General features: G+C 62.2%; 22 protein-coding genes. 12 read left to right on the top strand and 10 right to left on the bottom strand.

Features of this window, described 5'->3' with window-relative positions; translation table 11 throughout:
• Positions 1-153 precede the first annotated feature (153 nt).
• Together nhaD and IVA96_RS02485 are read right to left on the bottom strand one after the other, a co-directional pair.
• Positions 154-1,434, bottom strand: coding sequence for a sodium:proton antiporter NhaD (gene nhaD, locus IVA96_RS02490; protein WP_247281407.1), 1,281 nt, complete (start codon positions 1,432-1,434; stop codon positions 154-156).
• Between the two features lie 122 nt (positions 1,435-1,556).
• A complete protein-coding gene (locus IVA96_RS02485) occupies positions 1,557-2,429 on the bottom strand; it encodes an NAD(P)-dependent oxidoreductase (protein WP_247281408.1) in 873 nt (290 codons plus the stop codon).
• 196 nt (positions 2,430-2,625) lie between these two features.
• Between IVA96_RS02485 and IVA96_RS02480 the strand changes: the two genes are divergently transcribed.
• The 5 genes from IVA96_RS02480 to IVA96_RS02460 all read left to right on the top strand — a co-directional run bounded on the left by IVA96_RS02480 (position 2,626) and on the right by IVA96_RS02460 (position 7,546).
• A complete protein-coding gene (locus IVA96_RS02480; RefSeq protein WP_247281429.1) occupies positions 2,626-3,063 on the top strand; it encodes a VOC family protein in 438 nt (145 codons plus the stop codon).
• A gap of 52 nt (positions 3,064-3,115) precedes the next feature.
• A complete protein-coding gene (locus tag IVA96_RS02475; RefSeq protein ID WP_247415267.1) occupies positions 3,116-4,252 on the top strand; it encodes an Mrp/NBP35 family ATP-binding protein in 1,137 nt (378 codons plus the stop codon).
• A 203-nt stretch (positions 4,253-4,455) separates the two neighbouring features.
• Positions 4,456-5,544, top strand: coding sequence for a TRAP transporter substrate-binding protein (locus IVA96_RS02470; protein ID WP_247281430.1), 1,089 nt, complete (start codon positions 4,456-4,458; stop codon positions 5,542-5,544).
• Between the two features lie 163 nt (positions 5,545-5,707).
• Entirely contained in the window at positions 5,708-6,796 is a 1,089-nt protein-coding gene (locus IVA96_RS02465; protein WP_247281410.1) for a TRAP transporter substrate-binding protein, read from the top strand.
• 384 nt (positions 6,797-7,180) lie between these two features.
• On the top strand, positions 7,181-7,546 hold the full coding sequence (locus tag IVA96_RS02460; RefSeq protein WP_247281411.1) for a hypothetical protein: 366 nt from the start codon (positions 7,181-7,183) through the stop codon (positions 7,544-7,546).
• Positions 7,547-7,772: 226 nt separating this feature from the next.
• Here IVA96_RS02460 and IVA96_RS02455 read toward each other — a convergent pair whose 3' ends face one another.
• The 5 genes from IVA96_RS02455 to IVA96_RS02435 all read right to left on the bottom strand — a co-directional run bounded on the left by IVA96_RS02455 (position 7,773) and on the right by IVA96_RS02435 (position 12,116).
• Positions 7,773-8,063, bottom strand: coding sequence for a hypothetical protein (locus IVA96_RS02455; RefSeq protein ID WP_247281412.1), 291 nt, complete (start codon positions 8,061-8,063; stop codon positions 7,773-7,775).
• A gap of 241 nt (positions 8,064-8,304) precedes the next feature.
• On the bottom strand, positions 8,305-9,924 hold the full coding sequence (gene groL, locus IVA96_RS02450; RefSeq protein WP_247281413.1) for a chaperonin GroEL: 1,620 nt from the start codon (positions 9,922-9,924) through the stop codon (positions 8,305-8,307).
• A gap of 38 nt (positions 9,925-9,962) precedes the next feature.
• Positions 9,963-10,277, bottom strand: a complete 315-nt coding sequence (gene groES / locus IVA96_RS02445; protein ID WP_247281414.1) for a co-chaperone GroES — start codon at positions 10,275-10,277, stop codon at positions 9,963-9,965.
• Positions 10,278-10,504: 227 nt separating this feature from the next.
• The gene (locus tag IVA96_RS02440; protein ID WP_247281415.1) at positions 10,505-11,620 is read right to left on the bottom strand and encodes a glycosyltransferase family 4 protein; all 1,116 of its coding nucleotides are present in this window, start codon (positions 11,618-11,620) and stop codon (positions 10,505-10,507) included.
• Positions 11,621-11,636: 16 nt separating this feature from the next.
• Positions 11,637-12,116, bottom strand: a complete 480-nt coding sequence (locus IVA96_RS02435) for a sigma factor-like helix-turn-helix DNA-binding protein (RefSeq protein ID WP_247281416.1) — start codon at positions 12,114-12,116, stop codon at positions 11,637-11,639.
• Between the two features lie 494 nt (positions 12,117-12,610).
• Here IVA96_RS02435 and IVA96_RS02430 point away from each other — a divergent pair, with 494 nt between their 5' ends.
• The 4 genes from IVA96_RS02430 (at position 12,611) to IVA96_RS02415 (ending at position 14,491) form a co-directional block, all read left to right on the top strand.
• Positions 12,611-13,063 (top strand): Hsp20 family protein, encoded by a 453-nt coding sequence (locus tag IVA96_RS02430; protein ID WP_247281417.1) that lies wholly within the window; start codon positions 12,611-12,613, stop codon positions 13,061-13,063.
• 98 nt (positions 13,064-13,161) lie between these two features.
• Entirely contained in the window at positions 13,162-13,647 is a 486-nt protein-coding gene (locus tag IVA96_RS02425) for an Hsp20/alpha crystallin family protein (RefSeq protein WP_247281418.1), read from the top strand.
• 92 nt (positions 13,648-13,739) lie between these two features.
• Positions 13,740-14,102: an SPW repeat protein gene (locus tag IVA96_RS02420; protein WP_247281419.1), complete on the top strand. Its 363-nt coding sequence runs from the start codon at positions 13,740-13,742 to the stop codon at positions 14,100-14,102.
• 167 nt (positions 14,103-14,269) lie between these two features.
• The gene (locus tag IVA96_RS02415; RefSeq protein WP_247281420.1) at positions 14,270-14,491 is read left to right on the top strand and encodes a hypothetical protein; all 222 of its coding nucleotides are present in this window, start codon (positions 14,270-14,272) and stop codon (positions 14,489-14,491) included.
• A gap of 590 nt (positions 14,492-15,081) precedes the next feature.
• On the opposite strand, the gene IVA96_RS02410 is transcribed toward IVA96_RS02415, so the two are convergent.
• Both IVA96_RS02410 and IVA96_RS02405 read right to left on the bottom strand, forming a co-directional pair.
• A complete protein-coding gene (locus IVA96_RS02410) occupies positions 15,082-16,686 on the bottom strand; it encodes a TRAP transporter large permease subunit (protein WP_247281421.1) in 1,605 nt (534 codons plus the stop codon).
• Entirely contained in the window at positions 16,683-17,222 is a 540-nt protein-coding gene (locus IVA96_RS02405) for a TRAP transporter small permease subunit (RefSeq protein WP_247281431.1), read from the bottom strand. Before IVA96_RS02405 ends, IVA96_RS02410 begins: the two co-directional genes overlap by 4 nt.
• 165 nt (positions 17,223-17,387) lie before the next feature.
• On the opposite strand from IVA96_RS02405, the gene IVA96_RS35540 reads away from it, so the two are divergent.
• Entirely contained in the window at positions 17,388-17,510 is a 123-nt protein-coding gene (locus IVA96_RS35540; RefSeq protein ID WP_256464563.1) for a hypothetical protein, read from the top strand.
• Between the two features lie 38 nt (positions 17,511-17,548).
• On the opposite strand, the gene IVA96_RS02400 is transcribed toward IVA96_RS35540, so the two are convergent.
• Positions 17,549-17,785 (bottom strand): hypothetical protein, encoded by a 237-nt coding sequence (locus IVA96_RS02400; RefSeq protein ID WP_247281422.1) that lies wholly within the window; start codon positions 17,783-17,785, stop codon positions 17,549-17,551.
• Positions 17,786-18,009: 224 nt separating this feature from the next.
• Between IVA96_RS02400 and IVA96_RS02395 the strand changes: the two genes are divergently transcribed.
• Together IVA96_RS02395 and IVA96_RS02390 are read left to right on the top strand one after the other, a co-directional pair.
• Positions 18,010-18,684: a response regulator transcription factor gene (locus IVA96_RS02395; protein ID WP_247281423.1), complete on the top strand. Its 675-nt coding sequence runs from the start codon at positions 18,010-18,012 to the stop codon at positions 18,682-18,684.
• Between the two features lies 1 nt (position 18,685).
• The gene (locus tag IVA96_RS02390; RefSeq protein ID WP_247281424.1) at positions 18,686-20,023 is read left to right on the top strand and encodes an ATP-binding protein; all 1,338 of its coding nucleotides are present in this window, start codon (positions 18,686-18,688) and stop codon (positions 20,021-20,023) included.
• Positions 20,024-20,149 lie beyond the last annotated feature (126 nt).

Here is a 20,149-nt window from a genome sequence, read left to right as displayed (position 1 = left end):
CCCACGCCGGACGCGGGCCTTCTGCATTGTCTATCTCTGGCAAGAAATCCTTAAGAGGTGCCTTAAGGAGCTAAAGAATTACGTTAACGCCTGATTAAGAAACGCCTTCCGTGATGGGAACCGGCGCTGGCGACGGGCGTCATGACGGGCAGATCAATGCAGCAGCGAGTGCTGCGCGATGTAGACCAGTGCACCCGCGAGGTAGCCCACGAGCGCGGGACCCGCGATGCGGCGGGCGTACCAGAAGAACTCGATCTTCTCGAGCCCCATCGCCGCGACCCCTGCGGCCGAGCCGATGATCAGGATCGAGCCGCCGGTGCCGGCGCAATAGGCGATGAATTCCCAGATGAAGCTGTCGGGCGGATATTGCGCCAGATTGTACATGCCCATCGTCGCCGCGACGAGCGGCACGTTGTCGATGATGGCGCTCAATAGGCCGAGTAGGATGACGATGATGTCGAGACGGCCGACTGTTGTGTCGAGCCATTTAGCCAGCACCTCCAGGACGTGGGCGTGCTCCAGGCACGCGACGGCTATGAGAATGCCGACGAAGAACACGATGGAGCTCATGTCGATGCGCGTTAGCGCATGGACGAGGGTGAGGGGGCGACGCGCATCCTCGTCCTTGTGGCGGTGAACGATCTCGCCCACCAGCCAGAGAATGCCCAGCCCGAACAGGATCCCCATGAAGGGTGCGAGGTGCGTCACGGCCTTGAACACAGGAACGGCGACCAGCGTACCGAGGCCGAGATAGAACATCAGATTGCGCTCGAACACCTCGACCTTGAGAGCCTGCGCTTCCCGCTGCGGCGGCGGGATGATGTCCTTCCCCTTGACGGAGTAGCCAACGATGAGCAGCGGGACCAGCAGATTGAGCAGGGACGGCAGGAACACCGATTGCATGATGCTGACGGGGGTGATCTGCCCTCCGATCCAGAGCATCGTCGTCGTGACGTCGCCGATGACGGTCCAGGCGCCGCCCGCATTGGCGGCGATGACGATGAGGGAGGCGAAGAGCAGGCGGTCGTTCTTGTGGCCGATCAGCTTCTGGATCAGCGAGATCATCACGATGGTTGTCGTGAGATTGTCGAGGATCGCGCTCAGGAAGAACGTCACGAAGCCGATGATCCACATCAACGTGGTCTGCTTCGTGGTGCGGATCACGGACGTGATGACCTCGAAGCCGTTGTGGGCGTCGATCACCTCGACGATCGTCATGGCGCCGATCAGGAAGAAGACGATTTGGGCGGTCGCGGAGACGGATTCGTCGAGCTGGCGGTTGACAAGGGATGCATCGCCGACGGACAGCGCATAGATGGTCCAGAGCAGGCCCGCTCCCAGGAGAGCCGAAGCGCTCTTGTTGATGCCGAGCGGGTGTTCGAGCGCGATGGCAGCATACGCAACGATGAAAACGGCGGCTATCACGCTCAGCAAGTCAGTCCCCCCGAACTTTGTACTTCAGCTCAATGTGCTTGCCAGACCTCGTCGCAGTGCCGGCGGCGTCGAGGTCTGGGACGGTCGCAGTGCCGCCCGGCAGCAAGCCGTCAAGATGATCCTCAGCGTTGCAGACGCGCGAGCAGGCTCGACGTGTCCCAGCGCTTGCCGCCCATTTTCTCCACCTCGGAGTAGAATTGGTCGACCAGCGCCGTGACAGGCAGGTTGGCGCCGTTGCGGCGAGCTTCAGCCAGCGAGATCGAGAGGTCCTTGCGCATCCATTCCACCGCGAACCCGAAATCGTACTTGCCCTCGTTCATGGTCTTGTAGCGATTTTCCATCTGCCAGGACTGCGCGGCCCCTTTCGAGATGGTCTCGATCACTGCGGCGACGTCGAGGCCACTCTTCTTGGCGAAGTGGATACCCTCGGAGAGACCCTGCACGAGGCCGGCGATGCAGATCTGGTTGACCATCTTCGTCAGTTGGCCGGAACCGGCGGGCCCGAGCAGTTTGCACATCCGCGCATAGGCCCCCGTGATGATCGGCTCGGCGCCGGCATAGGCGTCCTGAGCGCCGCCGCACATCACCGTCAGCACGCCATTCTCGGCGCCCGCCTGGCCGCCGGAGACCGGTGCATCGATGAACCTGAAACCGGCCTTGGTCGCGGCCGCATCGAGTTCGCGCGCGACTTCCGCCGAGGCGGTGGTGTGGTCGACGAAGGTCGCACCCTTCTTGATGCCGGCAAACGCGCCGTCGGGGCCGGTTGTGACCGCGCGCAGATCGTTGTCGTTGCCGACGCAGCACATCACGAAATCCTGGCCTTCAGCGGCGGCCTTCGGACTCGCTGCGGTCTTGCCGCCGAACTTGTCCGCCCACTCCTTCGCCTTGGCCGCGGTGCGGTTATAGACGGTGACCTCATGGCCCCCTTTTTTCACGAGGTGTCCGGCCATGGGGAAGCCCATGACGCCAAGACCGAGGAAAGCGACTTTTGCCATGTATGAGACCTTGTCCGTAGTTTGGGTTTTACGGTTCTTGCCGGGCGAGCAGGAGCCTGGTTCCGCCGTGAGGGCGGATTGGGGCGCACCATAAACCCTTGAGGCCTGAGGGCAACGGCTTCGTTTGGCGGTCCCCTGTGCTAGGATGGCGGACCTCAAGGACTTCAAAAAAGGGAGCGAAGGCATGGACATGGGTTTGGGCGGCGTGAGCGTGGGCGTGCTCGATCATTTCAACATCCGAACCCGGAAACTGGCCGAGACGGTCCGCTTCTACGAAGACGTGCTGGGCCTGGAAAATGGTGCCCGGCCGAATTTCGCCTTTCCGGGCGCCTGGATGTACAGCGAGGGCAAGCCGGTGGTGCACCTCGTCGATATTTCTCCGACCGCCGAGCCACAAAAGCCGGATTCCGGCGTTGTCCACCATGTCGCCTTCGTCAGCCGCGGCTTCGACGCTATGAAGCAGCGGCTCGCATCCAAGGGGATGAAGTTCGAGTCCCGCCAGGTGCCCGGCGGCGACCTCTGGCAGATCTTCGTCCACGATCCCAACGGGGTCATGATCGAGCTGAACTACGAGGCGGCCCGGGAGCAGGGAGCCGCGCCCGCGGAGATGGCTGACGATATCGGCAGGCAGTAGCCTTTTGGGCGTTTCCGCTCTAATGGGGCATCTTGAAATCAGGAGATGCGCTTTGAGCGTGACGCAGCAACAGGTTCTCGACAGCCTTGGCCGGATCAAGTCGCCGCGCGGGGTCGCGCTCACCAACGCCAATGTGCTGAGCGCAATCAGCGCCTCGGACGGCAAGGTGTTCTTCTCGATCAATGTCGATGCCGCCGAGGCGCGCGCCTGGGAGTCCATCCGGGCCGAAGCGGAAGCCGCTGTGCGCGCCATTCCCGGCGTCACCACCGTGATGGTGGCGCTGACCGCGGAGCGCAAGCCGGGCTCCGCGCCGCCGCCACTACCGCAGCCGAGCCGCGGCACGCCCGGCGTGCAGCCGGCCCACGCCCATAAGCCGCCGCAGGCCGGCCAATCGCCGATGGCGCGGCAGTCTGAGATCCCGGGCGTTGCCGCCGTGATCGCGGTGGCCTCCGGCAAGGGCGGGGTGGGAAAATCGACCACCGCGCTCAATCTGGCGCTCGGCCTGCGCGACCTCGGCCTCAAGGTCGGGCTGCTCGACGCCGACATCTACGGCCCCTCGGTGCCGCGGCTGACCGGCCTGCGCGACAAGCCGGAGCTGAACGACGAGCGCAAGATGATTCCGCTCCGGCGCTTCGGCCTCGCCATCATGTCGATCGGCTTTTTGGTGGAGGAGGAGACCGCGATGATCTGGCGCGGCCCCATGGTGATGTCGGCGGTGACGCAGATGCTGCGCGACGTCGAATGGGGCAAGCTCGACGTGCTGGTGGTCGACATGCCGCCTGGCACCGGCGATGCCCAGCTCACGCTGGCTCAGAACGTGCCGCTTAAGGGCGCCGTGATCGTCTCGACCCCGCAGGACCTGTCTCTGATCGATGCACGGCGGGGGCTTGCCATGTTCAAGAAGGTCAACGTGCCCGTGCTCGGCATCGTCGAGAACATGAGCTACTTCCAGTGCCCGCATTGCGGCACCAAGTCGGACATATTCGGCCATGGCGGGGCGCGGCACGAGGCGGAGAAGCTCGGAGTACCGTTCCTGGGCGAGATCCCCTTGCACATGGCGATTCGCGCCACCTCGGATGCCGGCAATCCTGTCGTCGACAGCGAGCCGGACGGACCTCATGCGGCGATCTACCGCGCCATTGCAGGCCAGGTCCGGGACCAGCTCAAGGGTGTCATCGCCGCGGCCTGAACCGGTCGTCGGCAAGCTCCTGGGACATGCGACTTTCGTAGAGTCCCGTCATGCCATTGTCGCGTTCCGCAAGCGGGGCTTCCGTGTTAAACGCCCACGGCAGTCAAGCCCCTTCGGTTCGACGCGGCCTTCACGCGTCGCCGGAATGAGCGGCGGCAAAAGAGAAGTTGAGGGGAAACGCCCCAGCAAGGAGAGAGATGAAGATGAAGCGTCGTGAATTTCTTAAAGTGTCGGCAGCGGGCGCGGCGGCAACCGCGGTGGCCTCGCCGGCGATCGCGCAATCCTCGCCTGAGGTGAAGTGGCGCCTGACTTCGAGCTTCCCGAAGTCGCTCGACACCATCTATGGCGGCGCCGAGCAGGTGGCCAAGTATGTCGCCGAGATGACCGACAACAAATTCCAGATCCAGGTGTTTGCGGCCGGCGAACTCGTCCCCGGCCTGCAGGCGCTCGATGCGACCTCCAGCGGCACGGTGGAGATGTGCCATACGGTGTCCTACTACTATGTCGGCAAGGATCCGACCTTCGCGATTTTCGCCTCGGTGCCGTTCGGCCTCAATGCGCGCCAGCAGAATTCGTGGCTCTATCAGGGCGGCGGCAACGAACTCGCCAACGAGTTCTTCAAGAAGTCGAACGTGGTCGGCTTCCCCTGCGGCAACACCGGCACCCAGATGGGCGGCTGGTTCCGCAAGGAGATCAAGACCGTTGCCGACCTCTCCGGCCTGAAGATGCGCATCGGCGGCATTGCCGGGCAGGTGCTCCAGAAGGTGGGCGTGGTGCCGCAGCAGCTCGCTGGCGGCGACATCTACCCGGCATTGGAGAAGGGCACCATCGACGCGGCCGAGTGGGTCGGTCCCTACGATGACGAGAAGCTCGGCTTCGCCAAGGTCGCCAAGTACTACTATTATCCAGGCTTCTGGGAAGGCGGTCCGACCGTCCACGCCTTCGCCAATCTGGAAAAGTGGAATGCGCTGCCGAAAAACTATCAGGCGATCCTCACCAACGCGACGGCCAACGCCAACACCTGGATGGCCGCGCGTTACGACATGCAGAACCCGGCGGCGCTGAAGCGTCTCGTCGCCGGCGGCACCCAGCTTCGTCCCTTCACCAACGAGGTGCTGGAAGCCTGCCTCAAGGCGACCAACGAGCTTTGGGCGGAAGTCTCGGCCAAGAACCCCGACTTCAAGAAGTCGATCGACGCCATGCAGGCCTATCGCTCCGACGAATATCTGTGGTGGCAGGTCGCCGAATATACCTACGACAGCTTCATGATCCGCTCCCGCACCCGCGGCTGATCTACGGCTTAAGTCGTAAGACGGATCGCCCGGCCTCGCTCGCGAGGCCGGGCTTTTTCTTTGCCGCAGTGCGATCGGGATGGCATTCGGCCCGGCGATGTTCCATGCTGTCCCCAAGCCTCGACAAGAAGGCCCACAATCAGATCCATCAGGGTAGGAAATCATGAAGAGAAGAGACTTCATCAAGGTCACGGGACTTGGTGCGGCCGGTGCCGCCACGCTCGCCGCGCCTGCGATCGCGCAGTCCATGCCGGAAATCAAATGGCGCATGCCGACGAGCTGGCCGAAATCGCTCGACACGCTGTTTGGCGGCGCCGAGATGATGTGCAAGATGGTCGCTGAAGCGACCGACAACAAATTCCAGATCCAGATCTTCGCCGCCGGCGAGATCGTGCCGGGTCTCCAGGTGCTCGATGCCGTGCAGAATGGCACCTGCGAGATCGGCCACACCGCGTCCTACTACTATTTCGGCAAGGACCCGACCTTCACCTTCGGCTCAGCCGTGCCGTTCGGTCCCAACATGCGCATCAACCAGGCCTGGTACATGCTGGGCGGCGGGCGCGACGTGCTCAACGAGTTCTACAAGGGCTACAACGTCGTCTCGCTGCTCGCGGGCAACACCGGCTGCCAGATGGGCGGCTGGTTCAGGAAAGAGGTCAACACGCCCGACGATCTCAAGGGCATGAAATTCCGCGTTGGCGGCTTCGCCGGCCGTGTGCTCCAGAAGCTCGGCGTCGTGCCGCAGCAACTCGCCGGCGGCGACATCTATCCGGCGCTGGAGAAGGGCACCATCGACGCCGCCGAATGGGTCGGTCCCTATGACGACGAGAAGCTCGGCTTCTACAAGATCGCGCCGCACTACTACTATCCCGGTTGGTGGGAAGGCGGGCCGATGCTGCTGGCCTTCGTCAACCTCGACAAGTGGAACGCGCTGCCGAAATATTACCAGAGCGTGTTGGAGCAGGCCGGCCACTACGCCAACAATTACATGATGGCGCGCTACGACAACGCCAATCCGCTGGCGCTGAAGAAGCTGCTCGCAGGCGGCACCAAGCTGCACGCCTTCTCGCCGTCGATCATGGATGCCTGCTACAAGGCGGCCAAGGAGCTGCACGCCGAGGTCGGCGCGACCAACGCCAACTTCAAGAAGGTCCACGATTCCCTCGCCAAGTTCACAAGCGACGGCTACGCCTGGTTCCAGGTCGCCGAGGTCGGCTACGACATCTTCATGGCCCGGCGCTCCCAGAGCTGATCACGCTGCGTGTTGCCTGCAACGCCTCGGAGCGAAGGCTCCGGGGCGTTGTCGTTGCGGCGTTCCGAAGCACGTCCAAACAAAAACAGCGAAAACAACCCCATGCACAGTAGACGAGGGGTGATAGCGGGATTGCCTGTCGGTGCTGCCAATACGCTGATATGTCGAGCTAATTAGCGGGATGAGACGATCGGCGGGCAGCTGGGTCCGCGCCGCGATTTTGGGAGCGAAACTAGCGTTAGGGACGCCGAGCGACGGATCCGGCTTCGCTGTTCCGATTCTGTGGATTACGGAGCCCGTTTGACTCGTCGGGCAAAACAGTGGCAAAAAGCGACAATCGTATAATCCGAAATTTGGGGTCGCGCCGATCTGCGGAAATGACCCATGAGCTTTGATCCCGATGAAATTCAAGACGCACTGCGAAAAGCATGGTCGTCGTCGACGGCCAGCCAATGGAGCGCGGACAATCCGGCGGCCGGGCAATGCAATGTCACTGCGCTGCTCATTCATGAACTGTTCGGCGGCCAGTTGCTGAAGACACCGCTGCCTGCCGCGGACCATTTTTACAACCGGATCGAAGGCGTGAGGTACGACTTCACGGCGAGCCAGTTCGATCGGCCGATCGTTTACCTGGATTTGCTGGCAAGTCGTGCGGAAGCGGAGCTTGGTGCAACAAACGACGAACTAGCGGAACTCAGAACAGCATTTCAGGAACATCACGCCAAGCGAGGCAAGGGTTCAATGCCTTAGTGAACAACGCCTGCCGCGTCCTCTGCGCTCGGCATGAGCCAATCGAGCCCGAGAAGGCCGGCTTCGAGGATAAGGCGACAATACCCCGAGGATTCTCGGGGGGAAGGCAAGCACGAGGCTCCCGTCCCGCAGGGGGAATTTCAGGGCCGCTGCAGCCAGTGATCTTAGCATCGAGGCTGCAAGCAAACTCAGGCGCGGAGTTCACCGACGCCGGGGATGTTCGGGTTCAAGAGCCGAACGATGGCGCCGGGCGCTCGCGCGGCGCCAGCATGAAGGATGAAGGCGTATCCGCCGGCATCAAGCTATCGACCTTGGTATTCACGCCAGCGTTCCACTTCATCCATGGCATCGACTCAAGATGAGGAATCGGTGGGAGCGCGATCTTCTTTTCGAACGCGTCGGCTGGAACGGGTTTGCCCGGCATACGATCCATTCCCCAAGCCGCCAGCGACGGCAGCAGGAGGATCGCAGCGATCGACGCCGCGAGTATCCGGCGGGCTAGGGGTTGCGCGAGCACTACCCGGGGTTTCTCCGCCCGAGCGGAGATATAATGATGTGATCGCTGACCATGTCATCCTCCTATCGTTCGAAAAAGACTGATCCAGGCGATCGTGGCGCAGCTGAGGGTGAACATCAGCCAGTGCACGGCCGCCGCTCCGTTTCTACGCAGCCTTTGCTGACGATCTCTGCTCATCTGACCGCTCCTCGTACGTCGATGTCTCCTTTCCTGATCGAGACGTGGGTCCGTTACTGCTAAGTTAGAAGTCCATCTGCGGCGCGGCTGGGGCTTCCGCCTTCTTCGGTTTCTCGGCGACGAGCGCTTCGGTGGTGATCAGAAGGGCGGCGATAGACGCAGCATCCTGCAAGGCTGTGCGAACCACCTTGGCCGGGTCGATCACGCCGGCCCGCACCAGATCCTGGTACTCGCCAGTCGCGGCGTTGAAGCCCCAATTGTAGTCGCCGTTCTCGATCAGCCTGCCGACCACCAGCGAACCGTCCTCGCCGGCATTCTCGACAATCTGGCGGGCTGGCATCTGGATTGCCCGGCGCACGATGTCGACGCCGGCCTTTTGGTCGGCGTTGGCGGTCTTGATGCGTTCAAGCGCCTTGAGCGCCCGCAACAGCGCCACTCCGCCGCCCGGCAGGATGCCTTCTTCCACCGCGGCGCGGGTCGCATGCATCGCGTCGTCGACGCGATCCTTGCGCTCCTTGACCTCGACTTCAGTGGCACCGCCGACCCGGATTACGGCCACGCCGCCCGCGAGCTTGGCAAGCCGCTCCTGCAACTTCTCGCGATCGTAGTCCGAGGTGGTCTGCTCGATCTGCAGCTTGATCTGGGCCACGCGCGCCTCGATGTCCTTCTTGGCGCCGGCGCCATTGACGATGGTCGTGTTCTCCTTGTCAATTACCACCTTCTTGGCCCGGCCGAGCATGTTGAGCGTGACGTTCTCGAGCTTGATGCCGAGATCTTCGGCGATCATCGTGCCGCCGGTGAGGATCGCGATGTCCTCGAGCATCGCCTTGCGGCGATCGCCGAAGCCCGGCGCCTTGACGGCTGCGATCTTCAGCCCGCCGCGCAGCCTGTTGACGACCAGCGTCGCCAGCGCTTCGCCTTCGATGTCTTCGGCGATGATCAGCAGGGGCTTGCTCGACTGCGCCACCGACTCGAGCAGCGGCAGCATCGATTGCAGTGCGGACAGCTTCTTCTCGTGGATCAGGATGTACGGGTCTTCGAGCTCCGCCCGCATCTTTTCGGCATTGGTGACGAAATAGGGCGACACATAGCCGCGATCGAACTGCATGCCCTCTACCACCTCCAACTCCGTGTTGAGGCTCTTAGCCTCCTCCACGGTGATGACGCCTTCGTTGCCGACCTTCTTCATGGCCTCGGCGAGGAAGCGACCGATCTCAGTGTCGCCATTCGCGGAGATCGTCGCGACCTGGGCGATCTCGTCGTTCGCCGTGACCTTCTTGGCGTGCGATTTGAGGTCCTTGACGATCGCCTCGACTGCGAGGTCGATGCCGCGCTTGAGGTCCATCGGGTTCATGCCCGCTGCAACCGACTTAGCGCCTTCCTTGACGATCGATTGCGCCAGCACGGTCGCAGTCGTCGTTCCGTCGCCAGCGACATCGCTGGTCTTCGACGCCACCTCGCGCACCATCTGCGCGCCCATGTTCTCGAACTTGTCTTCGAGCTCGATCTCCTTGGCCACGGTGACACCGTCCTTGGTGATGCGCGGCGCCCCGAACGATTTCTCCAGCACCACGTTGCGGCCTTTCGGTCCGAGCGTCACCTTGACGGCGTTTGCCAGCGTATCGACGCCGCGCAGCATGCGGTCGCGGGCTTCCGTCGAGAATTTGACGTCCTTGGCAGCCATGACGTTCTCTCCTTTGCCGTTCAATGAGTGTCAGCGCTTCACGCGGCCTTCTTCGTCGCGGCGGCCTTCTCGACCACGCCCAGCAGATCGCTCTCCTTCATGATGAGAAGCTCTTTGCCGTCGATCTTCACCTCCGTGCCGGACCATTTGCCGAACAGCACCCGGTCGCCGACCTTCACGTCGAGCGGCACCAGCTGGCCCTGTTCGTTGCGGCCACCCGGCCCGGCGGCGATCACCTCGCCTTCCTGCGGCTTTTCCTTCGCCGTGTCCGGAATGATGATGCCGCCGGCAGTCCTCTCCTCGGCATCGATGCGTCGCACCAGCACGCGATCATGCAATGGACGGAAATGCATGCACATCCTCCCCTACAATTCAGCGATGTCATAAAAATCGGGGCCGCAACCGGCCGTCCGGCAAAATCGACCTAGGCGCGGCAAAGATGAGGTCAAGAGGGGCTATGAAAAATTTTTCGACACCGCCGGCAGAAGTTTCCGCGACGACGTGTCGTGACACGGCGGGACGGAGCGGCGCCCTTGCCGGCTTTCCGCAGTGCCGCAGGTCCGTCCCTTCAAATATCTTTTTACGCGGCCGTGGGCGGCGCTCCCGGAGCGGTGTCCGTGGAGGTCGGCCGGACGCGCAGCGAGTGCCGATAGCCGGAGCTGGCGGTAAGGCTGCGAAGCATCCTCTGGTAGATCCGGGTATACTCCGTCGCCATGCGCGCGGACGAGAAACGTCCCTCGAACCGGGCGCGGATGGCTTTGCGGTCGAGCGCCAGCAATCCGGGAATGGCCCGCGCCGCCTCATCGACGTCGGACACGATACGGCCGGTTAGTCCGTCGTCGACGATTTCCGGGACCGATCCGCAACGGAAGGCGAGCACCGGCGTGGCGCAGGCCATGGCTTCGATCATGACCAGGCCGAAAGGCTCCGGCCAGTCGATCGGGAAGAGCAGCGCTGCCGCATTGCCGAGAAATTCGCTTTTGGCGCTCTCATTGATCTCGCCGATGAACTCGATTCCCGGCTCGTTCAGCATCGGCGCGATAACACCGCGAAAATAGGCTTCATCGGCCTTGTCGACCTTGGCAGCTATCTTGAGCGGAAGCCCCGCCGCCCGCGCAATTGCAATAGCGCGGTCGGGACGTTTCTCCGGTGAGATGCGGCCGAGAAACGCTAGATAGCCGCCTGTCGGGCTGAAGCTTGGGGTGTGCAGATCGAGCGGAAGGCCGTGGTACACCGTCGCCACGAAGTTCGCGCCTGAGAGCGGCGCCCGTTGCGCGTTCGAAATCGAAACCAGCGGCATGTCGGAAAATCGGCGGTAGAACGGCATATGGTCCAGCAGATCCTGCCGGCCGTGCAACGTTGTCAGCGTCCGGCCGCGCTCGGACCGGAACAGCGGAAAATGCAGATAGTCGGTGTGGAAGTGCAGGATGTCGAACTCATCCGCGCGCTCGCGCACCTTGTCGAGCATGACCATCGGATGGGGAATAGCATCTTGCACGTCGTGATCGAGGCGCAGCGCACGAGTGGTGCAGGGAACGAGCTCGGCCGAGGTAATGGAGTCCTGGCTGGCGAACAGCGTCACTTGGTGACCCTGTCGCACCAGCTCCTCGGTCAGCCACGAAACCACCCGCTCCGTTCCCCCATAAAGCCGGGGCGGGACGCTCTCGAACAGCGGGGCAATCTGCGCAATCTTCATCTTCTTCCCTCCGCGATTAACCGCTGCGCCAGCCCCGATCGGGACGATCGGGACGGCGCGCAGCTCCATGCAAACGGGAGCGCATCGCGCTCCGGATCTTTTGCAGTGCGCGCTCGCGCGATACGCCGGAAGTGCCGGCAAGCTCCTCCAGGGTCTTCGGCTGTTCGGCCAGGAATCGCGCCCCGACGATATGGCGCTCACGGAGGTCAAGGAGAGCGAGCGCGTCCCCCACTGCGCTTCTTACCCGGTTACGATCCTCCGCCTCCGACAGCAGCGTCTCCGGGTCGGGCGCCGGATCGATCAGCCGGTCCTCGATTTCCTCGGCCCCGTCCTCCCGCCTCGTGGGCAGGTTGAGCGAAGTATCACCCCGTATCCAGCCGTTCATCTCGACGACCTCAGGCGAGGCTACTTTCAGTTTGTCGGTGATATATTCGGCCTGCTCCGGCGACAGGTCGCGGGCAGATTCGATCGGACGGACAGGATGCTCATTTTCCAATTCCTCCTCAGAGCAAAGTGGGTGAGCTCCCCCAGCATGCGCCTGGGCCCAGAAGCGGCGCCCAAGCGCGTCATGCCGGCGGCGCTCACAAAATGTCGTATCTTCCGAATTGTTCCTTCGAGAAATAAGAGCTGCGGCCGGGCCCATGTGAGCAGCGAAGTGCAGGCGGTGAATCCGACAATGGCCTTGACGGCCTCGATTTAGGGAGCTCCCGTGGCGGCTCAAAAGGTGTGGGCCGGCCGAGCATGGGGCTGATTGCGCAGGGCGAAGGTGGCCGTCCGCAGCGGCGGTTGATGCGAAGCACACAATCTACCGAAGCCGGGGTCGGGACGGCAAAAATACAATTCGAGCGCGCATGGCGCCCTTGAAAACGACCCGCACCGTTCTAGCTCTTGGGTGCCACATGTGTGGCGCCGGACGCCGTCAGGGTCCGGTCAAGGCCGTCGGAAAACCGGCGTTGCTCCTATCCATGTTGCTCCAAGGAGGATGTGGTTATGAGAACTTACGAAATGCCCCCGTTCTGGCGCTCGAGCGTCGGCTTCGATCGTCTGTTCGACCTCGTCAACGACGCGGCGAATGCGGACGACGATTATCCGCCGTACGACATCGCGCGTACCGGTGAGAACCAGTACCGGATCACGCTGGCACTGGCGGGCTTCAGCCCGGAGGAGATCACCATCACCGCCGAGCAATCAATGCTTACGGTTGAGGGGCGCAAGCCCAGCAAAGGTGATCAAGACTACCTGTACCAGGGAATCTCCCTGCGGCCGTTCCGCCGCGTTTTCAACCTGGCGGACTATGTTCAGGTCAAGGATGCGACGTTCGAAAACGGCATGCTGAGGATCGCTCTGGTTCGGGAAATCCCGGAGGCGATGAAGCCACGCCGTATCGCGATCGAAGTCGCCGGCAACGACAACCAGCAAATCGAAGGGAAGCAGACCGCCTGACGGAGTTCCGTTCGGGGCCGTCGAACCGCCTGCGCGGCGTGGCCGCGCGCGGCTGAATTTTGTCAAATGAGCATGAAGAAACAGGAAGGAGGAAAGCTATGCCCCTACGCGATCTCGTTCCCCGGAATAACGGCTCCCGCGATCTGAGTCCGCACCGCAGCGAAGCCAATCCGTTCCTCGCGCTTCATCGCGAGATGAATCGGCTGTTCGATGATGCGTTCCGCACGTTCGACGTCACTCCGTTTGGCTCCCAGGCGACCGGATGGCCGAACATCGAAGTCAAAGAGACGGAGAAGGAAGTCAACGTCACCGCCGAGGTCCCCGGTCTCGAGGAGAAGGACGTCAACGTCGAACTGAGGGGCGGCCTGTTGACCATCAGCGGCGAAAAAAGGAGCGAGACCGAAGACAAGGAGCGCCGCTTCAGCGAGCGCTACTACGGACGCTTCGAGCGCTCCGTCCCGGTCGACGATGTCGATCAGGACAAGGTCGAGGCGTCTTTCAAGAATGGCGTGCTCACCGTGACGCTGCCGAAGTTACCGACCACGCAGCACAAGGTGAAACGGATCGCCATCAACGGCAAGTAACCGCGGGACGGGCGGGAGTTCGCTTTCGCCCGTCACCGGACTGGCCTGTGCAAAGAGAGTGAGGGAAAGGAGCGAATGTAAGGAGTTGCAACATGAACACCATCTGGAAAAAGGACATGATCGCCGATGGGGTCAACCTAGTGATCGGCCTCGGCTTGTTCATCTCGCCGTGGGCCTTCGGGTTCGCCGCTGAAAGTCCCACCAACTGGAATGCCTGGTTGAGCGGCATCCTGATCGCTGCGCTGGCCGTTGCGGCGCTGGCGATATTCGCCGAATGGCAGGAGTGGATAGCTCTGGCCGCCGGCGTTTGGGTCGCCGTATCACCCTGGGTGCTGCACTTCTCGGCCAAGGCAACGGTGACACCGCTCCACGTCATCGCCGGAATCCTCGTCGCCGCTGTTGCGGCTCTGCGAGTTTGGCAACTGCATCAGGGCCATCCACGTGTGACAGCGTGAATGCTCGGCGAGGGGATGCTGCGGCAGCCTCCCTTCGCAACTGACCTGCGCGAGTGCGCCATTTTGCTGGCCAAGCTCGTTGCCGCGAGATGAACCATGATGGTGCTGAAGTGAAAGGGAACACGCCAATACTGTCTCCGTCGACCGTTGGGCCAAGCGGAGAGATCGTGCTGACCTCGCGTTTGTACACGCTCGACAAGAAGCGTCGCCGGGTCCTTGCAGGCCTTACCCCTGAGGAGACGACCGAATTCGAACTTTTGGATGCTCAGCTTCCGCTAGATGGCAAGCCGACTTGGCGACATTCCGAGCTACCGCTCTCTCCGAAAGAGCAGCGGTGGCTGGAGCTGTTCCGAAGAATGGAGGCCGCGCGGAAGCAGACCGCTGCCTGAAGACGATTGCGCGTGCTGATCATGGAGGGTTGGCCAAAATACGCGTCCTTCGCAGGAATGGTCTCTTGGGCAAGGAGCCTGTTCGCCGGCGGCTTGCGCGAGAAAAGCCGTTCACTCAGCACAGCGAACGAGGATGCGCTGCGGCAACCACGTCCGCCGATCGTCGCGCAGAAGGCGCCGCCCGGGGCCTCGGGACACGACGGTCCCCAGGATGATTATTCTCTTCCAGAAGGATTGAGAAGGCCGCGCAAAGGACCGCTCAATAAATATACCGGCCGCAGGCCCAATTGCGGATCTGAACTTCGTCGTTGAACATGTGCTGGCGAGACTTGCCGGCGTTGTCCTGGCGGCTCTTGCGGTCCAATTCATTTTTCATTTTCGACGGTATTCGAGGCGCTCGGCTCCTGGTGGCCGATTGAAACGCTGAGGAGTGAAAAGTGGCAAGATCTGGACCGATCGGCTCTGGACCTGCGTGCACCGGCGGCAGTGTTCTTCTACTCGCCCGACGTCGCCGTGCGCGTCCGGAGCAGCATCTGGCTGGTTATGCTGATGCAGGTCGACGCCTTAGACTAGCCAAAGCGCGAGGCCGGTCAGTTCTTCGGCTGGCCGAAATCGAGTGGCGGTGGCAGTTCGATGTCCGGGATCTCGATCTTGATCTTGTCCAAATCCACCTTCGTCGGCGCGTCCAGCAGCCCAGTCACCGTTATTGGAAAGGCGATGACAACGGCAACCATGATCGCCTGCAGGCCGATCCAAGGCATTGCACCCCAATAAATGTCTGAGCTCTTGACTTCTTTTGGCGCCACGCCCCGGAGGTAGAACAAAGCGAAGCCGAAGGGGGGATGCAGGAAGGAGGTCTGCATGTTGACGCAGAGCATGACGCCGAACCAGATCAAGGCAGCATCGGCACCGACGATGGGAGTCAGCAGCTTGTGTGCGATCGGCGCAATCATCGGGATGATGATGAAGGCGATCTCGAAGAAATCGAGGAAGAAGGCGATAAAGAAGATGAACAAATTGATGAAGATCAGGAAGCCCCACACGCCGCCCGGCAGTGATGTCAGCATGTGCTCCAGCCAGACACCACCGTTGCAACCCAAGAAAACGATCGAGAAGCAAGTCGATCCGATCAGGATGAAGGTCACCATGCAGGTGATGCGCATGGTGGTCTCATAACCCTGCTTAACCAGGGTGCGCAGGTCGGGAATCCTGATCGCCTCGATGCAGACCCAGGCCACTGCCAGATAGGCAATTGCGAAGGCAATCTTGAACGGCAGGTTAGGCGTGAAGTAGATGCCGATGATGGTGCCGACACCAGCAGCGGCGACGCCGACGAGCAAAACCCTGTGACCGGCCGAGCTGAAATCCTTGTGATGGATAACGGCAAGGACGATCGCGCCGACGGCGCCCATCGCGCCCGCCTCGGTCGGGGTGGCGAGGCCGAGCATCATGGTGCCGAGCACCACGAAGATCAGAACAGCGGATGGGATGATGCCCAGCAGGCATTTGCGCCAGAGCGCCCAACCTTTGAGCGTCCTCGCTTCCTTAGGCACGGCCGGGACATGGCCTGGCTTGATCAGGCTCAGAGCAAACGTGTAGCCCGCGAAGAGGGCGATCTGGAGGATCGAAGGCCCCCAGGCGCCCAGATACATATCGCCGACCGACTTCCCGAGTTGGTCGGCGAGCACGATCAGAACCAGCGAGGGAGGCACCAGCTGGGTAATGGTGCCGGACGCTGCAAGCACGCCGGTGATGTAGCGCATGTTGTAGCCGTAGCGGATCATGACCGGCATCGAGATCAGCGCCATTGCGATCACCTGCGCGGCCACCGTGCCGGTGATGGCACCGAGGATGAAGCCGACGATGATCACGGAATAGCCGAGACCGCCGCGAATGGGGCCGAACAACTGCCCCATCGAATCCAGCATATCTTCTGCGAGGCCGCATCGTTCGAGGATCGCGCCCATGAACGTGAAGAATGGAATTGCCAGCAGCAGCTCGTTGGCCAGCACGCTGCCGTAGATGCGCTCCGGGATTGCCTGGAGGAAGCTGAATCCGAAGAATCCTTCGTGGATCGCGAGAAATCCAAACGAAAGCCCGAGAGCGGCCAACGTGAAGGCGACAGGGAAGCCGATCAGCATCGCCAAGACCAGCCCGCCGAACATCAGCGGCGGCATCATCTCAATTGTGATCATTGGGTCGGCCGCTCGTATTTCGCATCGATGGTGACTTCGCCGCGCAGAGCCGCTGCTCGTTTGATGACTTCTGAGACACCTTGCAGAGCCAACATGAAGAATCCTGCCGGCAGCGCAAGCTTGATTGGCCATCGGAGGAGGCCGCCAGCATTATTGGACATTTCGCCGATGACGAGCGAGTTGTAGAACATCGACCATGACAGGTAACTGAGGAGCAGGCATGCCGGGACGAGGAAAACCAATGTCCCGATCAGGTCGAGCCATAACTGGCCGCGCTCGGAAAGCATGAGGTACATGATTTCGACACGCACATGCTCGTTACGTTTGAAGGTATAGGACGCGCCGAACATCACGACGACAGCGAACATATACCACTGCGTTTCGAGCCAGCTGTTGGAGCTGTAGCTGAAGGCGTACCGGATCATCGCATTTGCAGCGCTGACGAGACAGGCCGCGAGCACCAGAACGTTGCAGACGTTACCGATCTTCTCGTTCAGCCAGTCGATAGCTGCACTTATCGCCAACAATGGGCGCATCAATATCTTTTCCCCGCTCGCTGAGTGCTGACCCCAAACGAGCAGGATCATGGTGCTGCATCAGCAGCCTTCCACATCTGCGCCGGAGCTAGTTCACCCTCCTGATGCTTCCGCTCGTTCTTGTTGTTCGATTTCCAGCGAGACCTGTGCAGGTCGCGGGCGCGCGTGAAGCAGGGCACCTTTATCGTCGGCAGTTTTCCGGTCAACAGAAAAATAGACAATTTGCCGCAGCGGCCACTAAAAAAGTTCGCGGCCGGTCTGGTGATGGCGATCGAACAGGTGTTCTGAGATTCCCCTGCGCGTGTGTTCGAAACGTCGAGGTCCGTCTAGCGCTGGACGTCGTACTGCTTGCTGAGGTGATCGCCGATCTGGACAAGCATGGCAACGCATTCGGGGTAGCCGGGCCGATCTGAGGTGGCTCGGTCCGCACTGGCTCGAAACTCCCAGGACTTGCCATCGCGGAGGATCGAAATGGTCATTCCATCGGGACAGTCGGCATGAACCTTCAACTCGGCCTTCGCCATGGCGATGAGTTCGCTTTCGGTTTTCACAGGATTGCTCATTAAGTTCATCCTTTAGTCTGAGAGAAACTTGCTGGTATCTGTCAAATTAGCAAACAGCCTTCTCCTTGATGCAAGGACCGGTCATTGAAGCTTACGCGAACCTGACAGAAGGCCGACCCGCCGCCCCGGTGCTTTTTCGCTGGCCGCGGCGCCGCGAATGCTGGAAAAGAACGCAGATGCGGCGCGAGCCGTGCGGTGATACCGGAACAATCGGCGGGAATTTGATGCGCCTTCTGATCGTCGAGGACAATGCCGAGCTGTCGCGGCTCGTGGCCGGCGGGCTGGCGGCTGCCGGGTATGAGAGCGACATCGTCGGCAGCGCAGCCGAGGCGCGCGAAGCTGTGAGCAGCGTCAGCTATGCCGCGATGATCCTCGATCTCGGCCTGCCCGACGGCGACGGCCTGGCAGTGCTGCGCGAGCTGCGCCTCAAGATGGAGCCGCTGCCGGTCCTGGTGTTGACCGCGCGCGGGGGCGTGCAAGACCGCGTCACCGGACTGCGCAGCGGCGCCGACGACTATCTCACAAAGCCGTTCGCGATGGAGGAGCTGGTGGCGCGGCTGGAGGCAATCCTGCGCCGGCCGGGCCAGCTGCTCGGCCGCTCGCTCCGCCTTGCCAATCTCGTCTACGACACCGAGAGCCGCCAGATCTTCGTCGACGACCAGCCGCGGATCATCTCCGCGCGCGAGACGTCGGTGCTGGAGATCCTGTTGCGCCGGCAGGGCCGGGTGGTGCCGAAGAAGAACGTCGAGGATCACATCTTCGGGCTCGAAGGCGAGGTCGCCTCCAACGCGGTCGAGGTCTATGTCTCCAGGCTGCGCAAGCAGCTCACCGAACACGGCGCCAAGGTGGTGATCCACACCATCCGCGGCGTCGGCTATCTCATGGCCGAGGAAAAATAGCGTGGCTGCCGGAGGCCATGTCAGATCGCTCACGTTCAAATCGCTGATCTGGCGGATCGTCTTCCTGCACATCGTGGCGGTCGCGATGGTCGCGATCGTCCTGCCGCTCGTGCTGTTCTGGCTGCTCAATTCCGAGATCGACCAGTTGCACCACGACGGCATGCGCGCCCAGGCCGAGGTGCTGGCGGAGCGCATCGTCACCCAGCCGGACGGCTCGCTGACGTTCAACCTGCCCGACAGTCTGCGCGGGCTCTATTCGGACGCCTACGGCCGCTATCAATACGACATTCGCGATGGCGAAGGCCGGCTGCTGTTTTCCTCGCATCGGCGGGCCGCAGCCGCGGCTCTTCGGCCGCCCGAGACGATTTCCGGCGCTGGCGTCACCCGGGTCATCGACGGCAAGACGGTGCGCATCCAGGTCGCCGAGGATCTCGCGCATCGCGACGTCATCATCGACGACATCGTCTCGAACTTCTTCCGACGGGTCGGGTGGATCACCATCCCCATCCTTCTGGTCCTGCTCGCAACCGACATCATCATCTTCCGCCGCGCGATCGCGCCATTGTGGAAGGCCTCGGAGGAGGCCAGCAATATCGGCCCGGCGCGCACCGACATCCGCCTGCCGACGAAGCAGATCCCGCGCGAGATCATGCCGCTCGTCACGGCAGTGAACCAGGCGCTCGACCGCCTCGAGGACGGCTTTCGGGTGCAGCGGCAGTTCACGGCCGACGCGGCTCATCAACTGCGTACGCCGCTCACGATCCTGCGCACGCGGATCGAGACGCTTGGCGACGGCGCGGCGCGTCAGGCGCTGCATGCCGACATCGAAGCCATGAGCCGGATCGTCGCCCAGCTGCTGGAGATCGCCGAGCTCGACACGCTGGTGCTCGACCCCGGCGAGACCGCTGACTTGCGCGCCGTCTGTGCCGAGGTGGTCGGTTCGATCGCCCCGTTTGCGATCGCGCAGCATAAGGACATCGCCCTGCGGGGCAGCGACGCGCCCGTCATGATCCACGGCAATTCGGAGATGCTTCAGCGTGCAGTCTTCAACCTCGCCGAAAACGCGATCAAGTTCACGGCGAGGGACACCGCCGTCGAGGTCGAGGTGGGCGAGGACGGCTCAGTGCGGGTGCGCGATCGCGGTCCCGGCATCGCGGAGGCCGAGCGCGAGCTGATCTTCCAGCGCTTCTGGCGCCGTGACCGCCAGCGCAGCGACGGTGCAGGCCTGGGCCTCTCGATCGTGCGCGGCGTCGCGGACGATCACGCCGCGACGGTCGCGGTGGAGAATCTCCCCGGCGGCGGCGCGGAGTTCACGCTGCGATTCAGGTTGGCGGGCTGAACTGACGTTTCACCCTCCCCCTCAGGGGCAGGGGAATCGCATGTGAGCGTTCTCTGTAAGGCATTGCGAATTGGGCAGAAATCGATTCTGAAGGTGGCTCCTGAGTTGGAAGGAGCGGCCGATGGA

The sequence above is a fragment of the Bradyrhizobium sp. 159 genome (assembly GCF_023073795.1).
In the GTDB taxonomy this organism is placed as follows: Bacteria; Pseudomonadota; Alphaproteobacteria; order Rhizobiales; family Xanthobacteraceae; genus Bradyrhizobium.
The sequence above is the reverse complement of the archived record's forward strand: the minus strand, read 5'-3'. Positions and strand labels throughout refer to the sequence as shown.

Excerpts from the sequence above, each read along its gene's own strand:
- IVA96_RS02485 (WP_247281408.1), bottom strand. The coding sequence starts at position 2,429 with ATGGCAAAAGTCGCTTTCCTCGGTCTTGGCGTCATGGGCTTCCCCATG.
- IVA96_RS02470 (WP_247281430.1), top strand. The coding sequence starts at position 4,456 with ATGAAGCGTCGTGAATTTCTTAAAGTGTCGGCAGCGGGCGCGGCGGCA.
- IVA96_RS02465 (WP_247281410.1), top strand. The coding sequence starts at position 5,708 with ATGAAGAGAAGAGACTTCATCAAGGTCACGGGACTTGGTGCGGCCGGT.
- IVA96_RS02460 (WP_247281411.1), top strand. The coding sequence starts at position 7,181 with ATGAGCTTTGATCCCGATGAAATTCAAGACGCACTGCGAAAAGCATGG.
- groL (WP_247281413.1), bottom strand. The coding sequence starts at position 9,924 with ATGGCTGCCAAGGACGTCAAATTCTCGACGGAAGCCCGCGACCGCATG.
- groES (WP_247281414.1), bottom strand. The coding sequence starts at position 10,277 with ATGCATTTCCGTCCATTGCATGATCGCGTGCTGGTGCGACGCATCGAT.
- IVA96_RS02440 (WP_247281415.1), bottom strand. The coding sequence starts at position 11,620 with ATGAAGATTGCGCAGATTGCCCCGCTGTTCGAGAGCGTCCCGCCCCGG.
- IVA96_RS02430 (WP_247281417.1), top strand. The coding sequence starts at position 12,611 with ATGAGAACTTACGAAATGCCCCCGTTCTGGCGCTCGAGCGTCGGCTTC.
- IVA96_RS02425 (WP_247281418.1), top strand. The coding sequence starts at position 13,162 with ATGCCCCTACGCGATCTCGTTCCCCGGAATAACGGCTCCCGCGATCTG.
- IVA96_RS02420 (WP_247281419.1), top strand. The coding sequence starts at position 13,740 with ATGAACACCATCTGGAAAAAGGACATGATCGCCGATGGGGTCAACCTA.
- IVA96_RS02410 (WP_247281421.1), bottom strand. The coding sequence starts at position 16,686 with ATGATCACAATTGAGATGATGCCGCCGCTGATGTTCGGCGGGCTGGTC.
- IVA96_RS02405 (WP_247281431.1), bottom strand. The coding sequence starts at position 17,222 with ATGCGCCCATTGTTGGCGATAAGTGCAGCTATCGACTGGCTGAACGAG.
- IVA96_RS02400 (WP_247281422.1), bottom strand. The coding sequence starts at position 17,785 with ATGAGCAATCCTGTGAAAACCGAAAGCGAACTCATCGCCATGGCGAAG.
- IVA96_RS02395 (WP_247281423.1), top strand. The coding sequence starts at position 18,010 with ATGCGCCTTCTGATCGTCGAGGACAATGCCGAGCTGTCGCGGCTCGTG.